12 protein-coding genes are annotated in these 13,373 nt (G+C 64.6%); 7 read left to right on the forward strand and 5 right to left on the reverse strand.

Translation table 11 applies throughout. The features are described 5' to 3' along the window. Positions 1 to 59: 59 nt before the first annotated feature. Complete coding sequence (locus tag IVB28_RS02935; protein WP_247524557.1) at positions 60 to 1,637, reverse strand: sodium:proton antiporter; 1,578 nt, start codon at positions 1,635 to 1,637, stop codon at positions 60 to 62. A gap of 103 nt (positions 1,638 to 1,740) precedes the next feature. On the opposite strand from IVB28_RS02935, the gene IVB28_RS02940 reads away from it, so the two are divergent. The 4 genes from IVB28_RS02940 to IVB28_RS02955 all read left to right on the forward strand — a co-directional run bounded on the left by IVB28_RS02940 (position 1,741) and on the right by IVB28_RS02955 (position 6,800). Then, positions 1,741 to 2,505, forward strand: a complete 765-nt coding sequence (locus IVB28_RS02940) for a tetratricopeptide repeat protein (RefSeq protein WP_247524558.1) — start codon at positions 1,741 to 1,743, stop codon at positions 2,503 to 2,505. A gap of 168 nt (positions 2,506 to 2,673) precedes the next feature. After that, on the forward strand, positions 2,674 to 4,059 hold the full coding sequence (locus IVB28_RS02945; protein WP_247524559.1) for a tetratricopeptide repeat protein: 1,386 nt from the start codon (positions 2,674 to 2,676) through the stop codon (positions 4,057 to 4,059). Positions 4,060 to 4,469: 410 nt separating this feature from the next. Continuing rightward, positions 4,470 to 6,380, forward strand: a complete 1,911-nt coding sequence (locus IVB28_RS02950; protein WP_247524560.1) for a propionyl-CoA synthetase — start codon at positions 4,470 to 4,472, stop codon at positions 6,378 to 6,380. Positions 6,381 to 6,533: 153 nt separating this feature from the next. Then, positions 6,534 to 6,800, forward strand: coding sequence for a hypothetical protein (locus IVB28_RS02955; protein WP_247524561.1), 267 nt, complete (start codon positions 6,534 to 6,536; stop codon positions 6,798 to 6,800). Between the two features lie 176 nt (positions 6,801 to 6,976). Here the strand turns inward: IVB28_RS02955 and IVB28_RS02960 are convergent, their stop codons facing one another. After that, a complete protein-coding gene (locus IVB28_RS02960) occupies positions 6,977 to 7,672 on the reverse strand; it encodes a cell cycle transcriptional regulator TrcR (protein ID WP_247524562.1) in 696 nt (231 codons plus the stop codon). A 243-nt stretch (positions 7,673 to 7,915) separates the two neighbouring features. Here IVB28_RS02960 and ispH point away from each other — a divergent pair, with 243 nt between their 5' ends. The 3 genes from ispH to rnhA are packed head-to-tail and all read left to right on the forward strand — an operon-like array spanning position 7,916 to position 10,335. After that, positions 7,916 to 8,884 carry a 4-hydroxy-3-methylbut-2-enyl diphosphate reductase gene (ispH, locus tag IVB28_RS02965; RefSeq protein WP_247524563.1) on the forward strand — a complete coding sequence of 323 codons (969 nt, stop codon included), beginning with the start codon at positions 7,916 to 7,918 and terminating at the stop codon, positions 8,882 to 8,884. Between the two features lie 6 nt (positions 8,885 to 8,890). Next, positions 8,891 to 9,874, forward strand: coding sequence for a homoserine kinase (locus tag IVB28_RS02970; RefSeq protein WP_247524564.1), 984 nt, complete (start codon positions 8,891 to 8,893; stop codon positions 9,872 to 9,874). Beyond that, entirely contained in the window at positions 9,871 to 10,335 is a 465-nt protein-coding gene (rnhA, locus tag IVB28_RS02975; RefSeq protein WP_247524565.1) for a ribonuclease HI, read from the forward strand. Before IVB28_RS02970 ends, rnhA begins: the two co-directional genes overlap by 4 nt. 141 nt (positions 10,336 to 10,476) lie before the next feature. Here rnhA and IVB28_RS02980 read toward each other — a convergent pair whose 3' ends face one another. From IVB28_RS02980 to IVB28_RS02990, 3 genes are all read right to left on the reverse strand, one after another. Further along, the gene (locus IVB28_RS02980) at positions 10,477 to 10,962 is read right to left on the reverse strand and encodes a peroxiredoxin (protein ID WP_247524566.1); all 486 of its coding nucleotides are present in this window, start codon (positions 10,960 to 10,962) and stop codon (positions 10,477 to 10,479) included. Between the two features lie 119 nt (positions 10,963 to 11,081). Then, positions 11,082 to 11,636: a DUF924 family protein gene (locus IVB28_RS02985; RefSeq protein ID WP_247524567.1), complete on the reverse strand. Its 555-nt coding sequence runs from the start codon at positions 11,634 to 11,636 to the stop codon at positions 11,082 to 11,084. A 12-nt stretch (positions 11,637 to 11,648) separates the two neighbouring features. Continuing rightward, a complete protein-coding gene (locus tag IVB28_RS02990; protein ID WP_247524568.1) occupies positions 11,649 to 13,334 on the reverse strand; it encodes a long-chain fatty acid--CoA ligase in 1,686 nt (561 codons plus the stop codon). Positions 13,335 to 13,373 lie beyond the last annotated feature (39 nt).

A 13,373-nucleotide genomic window follows, 5' to 3' on the forward strand; every position in this document is an offset into this window, starting at 1 on the left:
GAAGGGGTTTGGTTCAAAGCTCTCCCTCTCCCCGCAAGCGGGGCGAGGTAAAGAAGCTCTCATCCCCCCGCGCTCAATTCTGCGCGATCGAGCTCCTCTTCGATCCGGTGGAAGGCGTCATCGCCGATCACCTCGGTGGCGCGGAGTTCGACGATCGATTTGCGCGCGGCCTCGATGGCGCGGCGGCGCAGGGGATCGGCTGGCAGCTCGCCATTGGCGATGCCCCCGCTGGGATCGGTCTCCGCCTGCATCAGGATGGCGCGATATTCGAGGCGCAGGATCTCCGCCTCCTCGGACGGATCGCTCTCGATTGCGTCGAGCGCGGCGCGATAGGCGATGGCGCGGGCGTGCGCGACCTCGGTGCCGACGGGATCATCGTCCTTGAGGCCGAACGCCAGAATCAACGGCCGCAGCGTCAGCCCCTGGATCACCAGCGATCCCAGCACCACCGCAAAGGCGGTGAAGACGATGAAGTCGCGATAGGGAAAATTCTCCGGTAGCGCGAAAGCAGTGGCGAGCGTGACGAGGCCGCGCATGCCGCACCAGGAGATGATGAGGCCGCCCTTGGCCGAGGCGACCTGCTTCGGATCCTTCGGATGATAGATCCCCTGCGCGACAAGCACACGCAAGGTCGTGCGGTAGAACGTCACCCAGAGCAGCCGGACCAGCACCACGGTGAGCAGGATCCAGGCGGCCGCCACGCAATATTCCCAGCGCACGTCCGCGTCCAGCCGCATCCAGATCGGCCGCATCTGCATGCCGATCAGCATGAAGGCGAGCACGTTGAGCACGAACACCATCGTCTCCCAGACCGCATAGGATGGCACCCGCAGCCGCGCCGGCATGCGCAACCCTGCCGAGCGCGCCATCGTCATCGCATAGACCACGATGGTGAGAATGCCGGAGAGGCCGAGATGCTCCGCGCCGATCCAGACCAGGAAGGTGGTGGCGAATTGCAGGATGATCGCGCTCGGGGCTTCCCTCACCCGCTCGATGAAGAGCGGAATGATGCGGCCCGCGACGAGCCCGGCGACGACGCTGCCGACCAGCGCCAGCGCCATGGTCGGCGCGACCTGGCTCCATGTCAGATGCTCGGCGGCGACCGCGCCGACAGCGATGCGATAGATCAGGAGCGCGGTGGCGTCGTTGAGCAGGCTTTCGCCTTCCAGGACCTGCACCATGCGGTGGGGCAGCTTGACCTGGCTCAGGATCGCGACCGCCGCGGCTGCATCGGGCGGCGCCACGATGGCCCCGAGCGCAACCGCCGCGGCCCACGGCATGCCGGGCATCAGCCGGTGCGCGACAAAGGCGACGCCGGCAGTGGTCAGGCCGACCGCGGCGACGACCAGGGTCGAGACGGGAACCCAGTTGTTGCGCAGATCGCGCAGCGAGGTGTCGAAGGCGGCGTCGAGCAGAACCGGTGCGACGAAAAGCGCCAATGCCAGGTCCGGCTCCAGCGCCCAGGACGGACTGGACGGCACGAAGGCGATCAGTGCGCCGCCGATGGCGAGAAAGGTCGGGTACGGGACCTTGATCCGCCGCGCCAGCGCCGATAAGGCAACGGCGCCGAGCAGAAGCGTGATGATCCATTCGAATGTCGACACGATGGTCCCCGAAGCCGATATGAGCGGCGCCACAAGTTAGCACCAATCCGGCCTATGATGGATAGTACGGCCCCGAGGCAAGAACTTAGGCAAGACTTAACGCAAGAGCGAAAGCAAGATTTCGACTGTAATGGGCATGCGTTTTAAAAAACTCATTCAATCGTCAGGTGCCGCATTGCTTTGCGCGCTCTCGCTCGCCGCCGCCCAGGCTGCGACCGGCGGCGAGCCGGCTGCGGTCATACAGCTCGATGTCGCCTCATGCCTCGCGGCGGCAGCGGCCGACGATATGGACAAGGCCGCCTCAGCCTGCGACGTCGTGATCGACAGTGAGAAGACGGCGAAGGCGGATCTGATCAAGGCGCTGATCGCGCGCGCGGCACTCCATGCGCGGCACGAGCAGATCGATCGCGCGATCGCCGACGACAGCCGCGCGCTCTTGCTCGACCCCATGCTTGCCGACATCTTCAATGCGCGCGGCGAGCTCTGGCTTAGGAAGGGCGATAAGCCCAAGGCGGTGCAGGACTTCGGCGCGGCACTGAAGATCGACCCGAACCACGAGAAGGCCAAGGCCAATCACAAGGCGATGGCGCGCGAGATCGAGCGGATCGGCGCGCAGATGGCCGTCGCCGGCAAGCCCAGCTTTAATTGCAGGCGTGCGGCCCGGGCCGTGGAGAAGGCGATCTGCGGCAATCGCGAGCTCGCCGATCTCGATCGGGAGATTTTTGGATCGAACGCGCGTGCGGTCCGGGAGGCGCGCAACGCGGGTGAGGCCAAAGCGCTCCAGCGCGAGCAGGACGAGTTCATCGCGCGCCGCAATGCCGGTTTCGGCCAGCCCGGCTATGATTTGAAGAAGGCGATGCTGGAGCGCTTGCAGCGGCTGAACGGGGTCGACGGGTATTGAGGTTCTTTGCATCCCGAGAGTGCCCGGGCATCCACGTTCCTAGTGCCGCGGATTAGACGTGGATGGCAGGGTCAAGCCCGGCCACGACGGCGTGGACTGGCTCGAATTGAACCCAGCCCTTGCCAGCCGCGACAATGGTGAGAACCCGACCTCACGGAGCACTCCGCCATGTGTGGCACGCAACCTTGCGCGCAAACCTCTTTGTTTGCCAAAACTTCGCTGCGCAACTTTCTCCTCAGCGCGGCAATGAGCCTCGTTCTCGCCGCCCCTGCCTCTGCCGGCACGGATTGCATGCTGGGCAGCAAGGCTGCTCCGGCAGAGTTGATCCCGGCCTGCAGCACCATCATCGACCAGGCCGCCAATCCCGCTTCCGACCGCGCCGCGGCCCTGCTGGTTCGGGCCGACGCCCATGCGCGTAGCTCGGGTGGTCTCACCCAGGCCCTGCGAGACATCGACCGCGCCATTGCGCTCGACGGCAAGGATGCAAGGGCATGGCGCCTGCGCGGCGACCTCCTGCGCGAGGCCGGCGGCGACCTCAACCGCGCCGCGGCTGACCTCAGCAAGGCCATCGAGCTCGATCCCGGGAATGCGGAGGCCTTTGAGCTGCGCGGTGTCGTCTACACCAATCAGCGCCGGCTCGACCGCGCACTCGCGGACTACGACAAGGCGATCAAGCTGAAGCCGGATTATGCGCAGGCCTGGTCCGACCGCGGCGCGACCTATTATCTCGGTGGTGACAACGAAAAGGCGATCAAGAATTTCGACGAGGCCTTGCGGCTCGACCCCGACCGGCCGCGCACCTACACCAACCGTGGCGCGGCCTGGAAGAAGCTCGGCCAGCTCGACAAGGCGGTCGCCGACGACAGCGAGGCGATCAGGCTCGATCCGAAAGTGCCGGAATATTACGACAACCGCGGGCTGACCTACGCTGCGATGGGCGAGTACGACAAGGCGATTGCCGACTACGACCAGGCGGTCAGGCGGGAGCGGCGCGCCAATTTCCTGACAAACCGCGGCGATTCCTATCAGTTCAAGGGCGAGCTCGGAGCTGCGCTGAGCGACTATGATGCCGCGCTCGAGCTCGATCCGAATTTCGCCAAGACCTACAACAATCGCGCCGTGCTCTACAAGAAGATGGGAGAGCGGAAGAAGGCGCTGGCCGATTATGAAACGGCGCTCAAGCTGGACCCCGGCAACGAGAATGCGGCGAACGGCCGCCGCAGCACGATGGCGGAGATCGCGAAGTTCGGCACGGAGCCGCCGCGGGCGCTGAATGCGGCGTCCGGCAACGGTCCGTCCTTCCCGTGCGCGACGGCCAAGCGCGAAGTCGAAAAGGTGATCTGCGCGGATCCGCAACTGGGCGTGCTCGACCGTCAGATCGCGGAAACCTTTGAGCGCGTCGTGAAATCCGCGGGCAAGCGCGGAGCTGGCGAGCTGCGCAAGACCCAGCGCGATTTCCTCAGCCTCCGTAACGCCAGCTTTGGCCGCCCCGGCTACGACCTCAAGAAGATCATGCAGGATCGCTTGCAGAAGCTGAATGCGATGGAGAGCTGAGACGCTCTTCGCCTCTCCCAACCAGTGCAATCATGTGGAGCGTGGCGGATAGCTCGCCCGCAGCCCATCCTTCGAGACGCCCGCCTATGGCGGGCCCTCAGGATGAGGGCGGAGTGCGCGGCAGCACTTTCGTTCGGCTCAGATGCTGGTTAGCCTCATCCTGAGGAGACCGCTGGAAGCGGTCGTCTCGAAGGACGAGGCGCTTGCTCAGGCCGCCACCAAGACGGCATCCGCACCAGTCCTCTCGTGGGAACGGGGAGAAGGAGAGCCCCTCCTTTTCAGCTTGAACGGCGGCGCGTTCCCGGGAAAATAGCCCTCAACAAGGCCGGCGATTGATCCTGGTCATGGCCGGACGTCTGTCCTGCCACAAGGTTCAGGGCCAGGCCGAATAAAGGGACGGGAGCGCGGGAATGAAGGTCGACGGTAAAGGTCGTTATCACGAGGTCCATGCGCGCTCTCTCGCCGACCCTGACGGCTTCTGGGCCGAGGCGGCGAAAGAGATCGACTGGATCGAGCCGCCTAAGAAAATCTTCGACGCCGCGCAGGGAACCTACGGCCGCTGGTTCACCGGCGGTGTCGTCAATACCTGCTACAACGCGCTCGACCGCCATGTCGAACGCGGCCGCGCCGACCAGGTCGCGCTGATCCATGATTCGCCGCTCGCGGGAAGCATCACCCGACTGACCTATGCCGAGCTGCTGAGCGAGGTACAGGCGCTTGGCGCCATCATGCAGGATTTTGGCGTCGCCAAGGGCGACCGTGTCATCCTCTACATGCCGATGGTGCCAGAGGCGGTGATCGCGATGCTCGCCTGCGCGCGGATCGGCGCGGTGCACTCAGTGGTGTTCGGCGGCTTTGCCGCGAAGGAGCTCGCCACCCGTATCGACGACGCGGAGCCGAAGCTCATTCTCTCCGCGAGCTGCGGCATCGAGCCCGGCCGAGTCGTGCAGTACAAGCCGCTGCTCGACGAGGCGATCAAGCTTGCCGTCAGCAAGCCGAAGGCCTGCATCGTGCTGCAACGTCCGCAGCTGACTTGCGACCTGGCCCCGGGCCGGGACTACGACTGGACGAGCCTGCGCCGCAAGGCGCTGAACGACGGCAAGAAGGCTTTTTGCGTGCCCGTTGCCGCGACCGATCCGCTCTACATCCTCTACACCTCCGGCACCACGGGCATCCCGAAGGGTGTCGTGCGCGACAATGGCGGCCATCTCGTCGCGGTCAAATGGTCGATGTTCAACCTTTATGGCGTCAAGCCGGGCGAGGTGTGGTGGTGCGGCTCCGACATCGGTTGGGTGGTCGGCCACAGCTACATCGTCTACGGTCCGCTGCTGCACGGCGCGACGACGATCATGTACGAGGGCAAGCCGGTCGGCACGCCCGACGCCGGTGCGTTCTGGCGTGTCATCTCGGAGCACAAGGCCGTTGCCTTCTTCACCGCGCCGACCGCGTTCCGCGCGATCCGGAAAGAGGATCCGGAAGGAAAGTTCATCCGGCGATACGATCTGTCGAAACTCCGCACGCTGTTCCTCGCCGGCGAGCGCGCCGATCCGCCGACGGTGGAATGGGCGGAGCAGCAATTGAAGGTGCCGGTGATCGACCATTGGTGGCAGACCGAGACCGGATGGTGCATCGCCGGCAACCCGGTCGGGCTCGGCATGTTGCCGGTGAAGCATGGCTCTCCCACCGTGCCGATGCCGGGCTACCAGGTGGATGTCGTCGACGAAGCGGCAAAGCCGGTGGGACCCAACACCATGGGCTCGATCGTCATCAAGCTGCCGATGCCGCCGGGCTGCCTGCCGACGCTGTGGAATCAGGACGAGCGCTTCAGCCAGGCTTATCTCACCGAATTCCCGGGCTACTACAAAACCTCGGATGCGGGCTACAAGGACGAGGACGGCTATGTCTTTGTCATGGGCCGCACCGACGACATCATCAACGTCGCCGGCCATCGGCTCTCCACCGGCAGCATGGAGGAGATCCTGGCCTCGCATCCCGATGTCGCCGAATGCGCCGTGCTGGGCGTCAAGGACGCGATCAAGGGCGAGGTGCCGTGCGGCTTCCTCGTGCTCAAGGCCGGCGTGAAGCGTGCGCCAGCCGAGATCGAGAAGGAGATCGTCGCGCTGGTGCGCGACAAGCTCGGCCCGGTCGCAGCCTTCAAGCTCGCGATCACCGTCGGCCGCCTGCCCAAGACGCGATCCGGCAAGATTCTGCGCGGCACCATCAAGAAGATCGCCGACGGCGAGTCCTGGACCATGCCGGCGACGATCGAAGATCCCAAGGCGCTCGACGAGATCGGCGAGGCGCTGAAGGGGAGGGTGTGAGGCAAAGCGTCATCCCGGGGCGGTCCGCAGGACCGAAACCGGGATCTCGAGATTCCTGGTCTGGTGCTTACGCACCATCCCGGAATGACGGTGTTGCCGGCTTACATTCTCCGCATTCCGCGCTAAACAAGGGCCGCCAACAAGGGACCTCGTATGCCAATCGCCGCGCCGCGCCTGCTTGCAGCCGTGCTGCTCGCCATCGCTCTCTCCGCCTGCTCCGCGCGCTACCAGACGCCGGTGGCGGTGGGCGGCGACGATGACCACGCGGTCTGCCAGAGTCGCGGCTATGCGGTAGGCTCGCCGGAATACGTGGCCTGCCGCAAGGACCGCGACGTCCAGCGCAACGCCGCCACCGCGCGCGCCGACCGCCGCCAGCGCGATCTCGGCGAATACATGCTGAACCATCCTGAGCGGCCGTAAGCGCCGCGCGCTGTTTCTACAATGTTGTCGCGGCGAAGGCCGAAGTCCGTACCGCGGAATCCATCGGCGAGGACCGTAGGCGCAAGCGCGCTGCTTCTCGGCAGAGGAGAAGCACAAACAAAGACGCGGCGGGTTGGCCCGCCGCGTTCGCGTCGATCATTATCGCAGGCGGAGGATTACTCCTCCTCCTGGTCCTGCTTCTTGCCGCCGAGCGTCTTCAGCTTGGCGAATACGGCGTCGAGGTTGAGGTCGTCGCTCGATCGCTCGGCCGGCTCGAACTCGTCCTTCTTAGTGGTCTCGGATGCCGGCAGCAGGGTTGCGCCGCCATAGGCTGCGTCGATCGGCTTCTCCTTGGCCGCGCGCGCCACCTCGAAATCGAGCTCCATCTGCGAGCAGAGGCCGAGGGTGACGGGGTCGATCGGGGTCAGCTGGGAAGTGTTCCAGTGGGTTCGGTCCCGCACGCTCGCAATCGTGCTCTTGGTGGTGCCGACCAGGCGCATGATCTGGGCGTCCTTGAGCTCGGCATGGTTGCGCAGCAGCCAGAGGATGGCGCTCGGACGCTCGTGACGGCGCGAAACCGGGGTGTAGCGCGGGCCCTTCCGCTTGGGCTGGGGCGGCAGCACCACCTTGCTCTCCTGGAGGCGGAGCCGGTAATCCGGATTCCTCTCGCCCTTCTCGATCTCCTCGCGGGTCAGCTGGCCGTTGGAGAGGGGATCCATGCCCTTGATGCCCTGGGCAGCATCGCCGTCGGCGATCGCGCGCACCTCGAGGGGATGCATCTTGGTGAAATCGGCGACCTGGTCGAAGGTCAGCGCGGTGTTGTCGAGCAGCCAGACGGCGGTCGCCTTGGGCATCAGAGGTGCGTTGCTCATGGCAAATCTCCTTTGTGCTTCGCCCACCCCTCTGGAGGCGAAACCGGTGGTCATCAGCGATGACTGGGAATTCGGGCTTTATAAGCCCGGAGGGGGTAGCCACGCAATGGTTCTGCTATAGATAGTGCCTTGACAGCGCCCGAAAGGGGGCCCAATTCCCTGTAAGCCCGTACCCAAGCCCTATTCCATCCATCGACCGCTTCCCGCCCATTTGGCGAGGTGATTCGGTCCCGAGATCACTCAATGTCAGCCAAACCAGACCTCAAGATCGTGCTTTGTTCTCCCCGAGGCTTTTGCGCCGGGGTGGTCCGGGCGATCGACACCGTGGAACGAGCGCTCGATAAATACGGTGCCCCGGTCTATGTTCGCCACGAGATTGTGCACAACAAGTACGTCGTCGATGGGTTGAAGAAAAAGGGCGCCATCTTCGTCGAGGAGCTCGCCGAAATCCCGGAAAACACCTCCGCGCCGGTGGTGTTCTCGGCCCATGGCGTGCCGAAATCGGTTCCGGCCGACGCCCAGTCCCGCAATCTGTTCTCGCTCGATGCGACCTGCCCGCTGGTGACCAAGGTGCACCGCGAGGCCGCGATCCACTTCAAGCGTGGCCGCGAGATCTTCCTGATCGGCCACTCCCATCACCCCGAAGTGGTCGGCACGCTCGGCCAGCTTCCGACCGGCGCCGTCACCTTGATCGAGACCGCCGAGGACGCCAAGACCATTGCGCCGAAGGATCCGAACAACCTCGCCTTTGTGACCCAGACCACGCTGTCGATCGACGACACCGCGGAGATCGTGGCGCTCCTGAAGGAGCGCTTTCCGAACATCAACGGGCCGCACAAGGAAGACATCTGCTACGCCACCACCAACCGCCAGCTCGCGGTGAAGAAGGTGGCCCCCGTGGTGGACGCCTTGATCGTGGTCGGTGCGCCGAACTCGTCGAACTCGCAGCGCCTGCGCGAGGTCGCCGAGCGCGAGGGCTGCGGGATCGCGGTGCTGGCGCAGCGCGCCACCGACATCGACTGGGACAAGTTCGGCAACATCACGAGCCTCGGCATCACCGCAGGCGCATCCGCGCCGGAGGTGATTGTCGAAGAGATCATGGACGCGTTCGCCGAGCGCTACACGCTGCATGTGGAGACGGTTTCGGCCGCGGAGGAGAACGAGTTCTTCCCGCTGCCGCGTCAGGTGCGCCCCGAAGCCGCCGCCGAGTAGACCTTCATGGCGGTCTACACCGACGTTGCCGCCGACGAGCTTGCGGATTTCCTGAAGCAATATGATCTCGGCGAAGTGCTCTCCTACAAGGGCATCGCCGAGGGGGTCGAGAACACAAACTTTCTGCTGCACACGAGTACGGGTTCGTTCATCCTCACGCTCTACGAGAAGCGCGTGGCGAAGAACGATTTGCCGTTCTTCCTGGCGCTGATGGCGCATCTGGCCGAGCACGGCATCAACTGCCCGCTGCCGGTGAAGGGAATAGACGGCGAGGCACTGCGCGAGCTGTCCGGGCGCCCCGCGGCCATCATCACCTTTCTCGAAGGCATGTGGCCGCGCAAGCCGAATGTGGCGCATTGCGCCGGCGTCGGTGCAGCGCTTGCGAAGATGCATCTGGCCGGCGCGAACTTTGCGATCAGGCGCGCCAACGCGCTGTCGGTCTCCGGCTGGCGGCCACTATTCGATGCGGCCTCACACCGCGCCGACGAGGTGCAGCCGGGCCTGCGCGCGTTTCTCGCGGCCGAGCTCGACCATCTCTCGAGCGGGGTCTGGCCGACCGATCTGCCGGAAGGCGTGATCCACGCCGACCTCTTCAACGACAACGTCTTCTTCCTCGGCGACAAGCTCTCCGGGATCATCGACTTCACTTTCGCCTGCAACGACATGCTGGCCTATGACGTCGCGATCTGCCTCAATGCCTGGTGCTTCGAGCCGGATCATTCCTTCAACGTCACCAAGGCGCGTGCCTTTCTCAACGCCTACGGCCGGGTGCGAAAGCTTTCGGATGCCGAAGAGGCCGCGCTGCCGCTGCTCGCGCGTGGCGCTGCGATCCGCTTCCTGCTGACGCGGCTGGTGGACTGGCTCAACGTGCCCGAAGGGGCGCTGGTCAAGCCGAAGGATCCGCTGGAATATGTCCGCAAGCTGCGCTTTCACCAGAGCGTGGCGAGCGTGCGCGACTATGGGCTGATGCCGTCGGGGCTGGTGGCGTGAGCGAGCTTCCCAATGTCACGATCTACACCGACGGCGCCTGCTCGGGAAATCCCGGGCCGGGCGGCTGGGGCGCGATCCTGAAGTTCGGCGACAAGGAGAAGGAGCTGAACGGCGGCGAGCGCCACACCACCAACAACCAGATGGAACTGATGGCGGCGATCTCGGCACTCGAGGCGCTGAAGAAGCCGTGCACCGTCGATCTCTACACCGACAGCCAGTATGTCCGGCAGGGCATCACGGGATGGATCTTCGGTTGGAAGCGCAACGGCTGGCGCACCGCCGCCAAGAAGCCGGTGAAGAACGTCGAGCTGTGGCAGCGCTTGGATGCCGCGCTGAAGCAGCACGATGTGCGCTGGCACTGGGTCAAGGGCCACGCCGGCCATCCCGAGAACGAACGCGCCGATCAACTCGCGCGCGACGGGATCGTGAAGGCGCGGTTGCAGCAGAGGGTCGCGGAGTAGGAGCGCGCAGTTGGCACCGGCTTCGTAGGGTGCGCAAAGCGAAGCGTGCCCACGACTTTTCTGAATCGAGGAAGAAGGTGGGCACGGCCCTGACGCGCCTTTGCCCACCCTACGACACTTCCCCCTTTGAAGTAGCCGCGCCTACAGCTGCCCCAGCAGCGTATCGCCGCCGGAGACCTCGACCTTCCCGGGCATCGCTTCGAGGTTCAGCTTCTTGACCACGCCGTCCTCGACCAGCATCGAATAGCGCTTGGAGCGGATGCCGAGGCCGTTGGCGGAGGCGTCCAGCTCCATGCCGATCGCCTTGGCGAACTCGGCGTTGCCGTCGGCAAGGAAGATGGCCTCGTCGCGCTGGTCGGTGTCGCGCTTCCAGGCGTTCATGACGAAGGCGTCGTTGACGGAGACGATGGCGATGGCGTCGACGCCCTTCTCCTTCAGGGCGTAGGCGTTGAGGAAGATGCTCGGCAGATGCATCTTGTGGCAGGTGCCGGTGTAGGCGCCGGGCACCGCGAACAGCGCCACCTTCTTGCCCTTGAAGATATCGTCGGTGGTCTTCACCTGCGGACCTTCCGCCGTCATCACCCGGAATTTCGCCTCGGGCAGCTTGTCGCCAGTCTGGATCGCCATCGTCAGTCTCCCTGAATATCGATCCCGCTTTTTAGACCGTGGCGCCGGCCCGCACAATATTGCCGGCGGCGTAAGCGGCGGGGCCTGGGCCTCTCTTTGGGCCGTTCACCGTGATGTCATCAGCCGGCGAAGCCGCCGCCGTCGAGGAAGGCCTGCTCTTGCTCGGTGGTGTCTCGGTTGAGGAGACGGTTGCGGTGGGGGAAGCGGCCGAACCGCTGGATGATGTCGGCGTGCTCGCGGGCGTATCTCAGGTTTTCGGTATTATCGGTGTTCTGAAACAGCGCCACGCAATGCAGCTGATCGGGCAGGTGCTCGGAATGCATGAAGGGCAAATAGAGGAATTGGAGCAGGATGGGATCGACCCTGCGATCTGTGCCCCTTTCGATGGCGCGGCGGGCAACGTCGCGCGCCAGCGCATCGCTGGCAAAGGCCTGCGGCGTGTCGCGAAACATGTTGCGGGGGAACTGGTCGAGCACGATGACCAGTGCGAGCGCGCCGTCATCACTTGCCTCCCATGATGCAAGCTCACCGGCGACCGCCCTCTGCCACAGCGCGAGAAAGCGGCGCCTGACCTCCGCGTCGAAAGCGTCGTCGCGCTTGTACCAGCGCTCGCGGCCGGCCTCGCGCCAGAAGGCGAGAATGCCTGCTGGCGAGATGTCGTCGATGCCCGGCATCAGCGGAACGGCTTACGCCGCCTCCGCCTTCTTCTCGTCGCGGAGCTGCCGGCGCAGGATCTTGCCGACATTGGTCTTGGGCAGGTCGGTGCGGAATTCGATGTGCTTGGGCACCTTGTAGCCGGTCAGCTGCTCCTGGCAGAACTTGATCACGGATTCCGCGGTGAGGTTCGGATCCTTCTTGACGATGAAGGCCTTCACCGCCTCGCCCGACTTGGAATCGGGGATCCCGATCACGGCGCATTCGAGCACGCCCGGATGGCTCGCGATCACTTCCTCGATCTCGTTGGGATAAACGTTGAAGCCGGAGACCAGGATCATGTCCTTCTTGCGATCGACGATCTTGGTGTAGCCCTTCTCGTCCATGATGCCGATGTCGCCGGTACGGAAATAACCGTCCGCGGTCATCACCTTGGCGGTCTCCTCCGGCCTATTCCAGTAACCCGACATCACTTGCGGACCCTTGGCGCAAATCTCGCCTGCCTGGCCGAGCGGGACTTCGTTGCCGTCGTCGTCGCGAATCGAGATGTAAGTCGAGGGCACGGGAAGGCCGATGGTGCCGGTGAATTCGGTCGCGGTCGCCGGGTTGCAGGTCAGCGTCGGCGAAGTCTCCGACAGGCCGTAACCCTCGGCAATGAAGCAACCGGTGATCGCTTTCCACTGGTCGGCAACAGGACGTTGGACGGCCATGCCGCCGCCGTTGGAGATCTTCAGCTTGGAGAAGTCGAGCTTCTTGAAATCAGGGTGGTGCATCAAACCGTTATAGAGCGTGTTCACGGCCGGGAAGCTGTTGACCTGGACCTTCGCCAGCTCCTTGACGAAGCCCGCGATGTCGCGCGGGTTGGGGATCAGGAGATTGCAGCCGCCGGCGCGCACCGCGAGCAGGTAGCAGGCCGTCAGCGCGAAGATGTGATAGAGCGGCAGCGCGCAGACGATCATGAGCTGATCGACATGCGGTGGCGTGGCCATCGCCGGCTGCAACCAGGCGTCGTTCTGCAAGACGTTGGCGACGATGTTGCGATGGAGCAGGGTGGCGCCCTTGGAGACGCCGGTGGTGCCGCCGGTGTATTGCAGGAACGCGACGTCGCCCGGCGAGAGCTTTGGCTTGTTGAAGGTCATGCCGCGACCGGCCGAGAGCGCGTCGTTGAAGGACACCGCGCCCGGCAGGGACCACGCCGGGACCATCTTCTTGACGCGGCGGACGACGAGATTGACGATCACGCCCTTGAAGCCGAGCAGGTCGCCCATACTCGCGACGATGACATGCTTCACCGCGGTCTTCGCGATCACCTGTTCGACGGTGTGGGCAAAGTTCTCCAGCACGATGATGGCTTCAGCACCGGAATCCCTAAGCTGATGCTCGAGCTCACGCGGGGTGTAGAGCGGGTTGACGTTGACGACCGCAAGACCGGCCCGCAGCACGGCGGCAGTCGCAACCGGATATTGCAGCACGTTCGGCATCATGAGGGCGACGCGCGCGCCGCGCTGCAGTCCTTGGCCCTGCAAATAGCCGGCGAGCGCGACCGACATCTGGTCGAGGTCGCGGTAGCTGATCGACTTGTCCATGCAGATGAACGCCTTGCGGTCGGCGAACTTGGTGAAGCTCTCCTCCAGCAGGTCGACCAGCGATGCGTATTGGGTCGGCTCGATATCGGCAGGCACGCCGGACGGATATTGCTTGAGCCAGATGCGCTCCATGGAAAACTCCCCTCATTGACCAGAGCCCGTTGTGTCTCG

Origin of the sequence: Bradyrhizobium sp. 199, from assembly GCF_023073355.1 — a bacterium.
Lineage (GTDB): Bacteria > Pseudomonadota > Alphaproteobacteria > Rhizobiales > Xanthobacteraceae > Bradyrhizobium.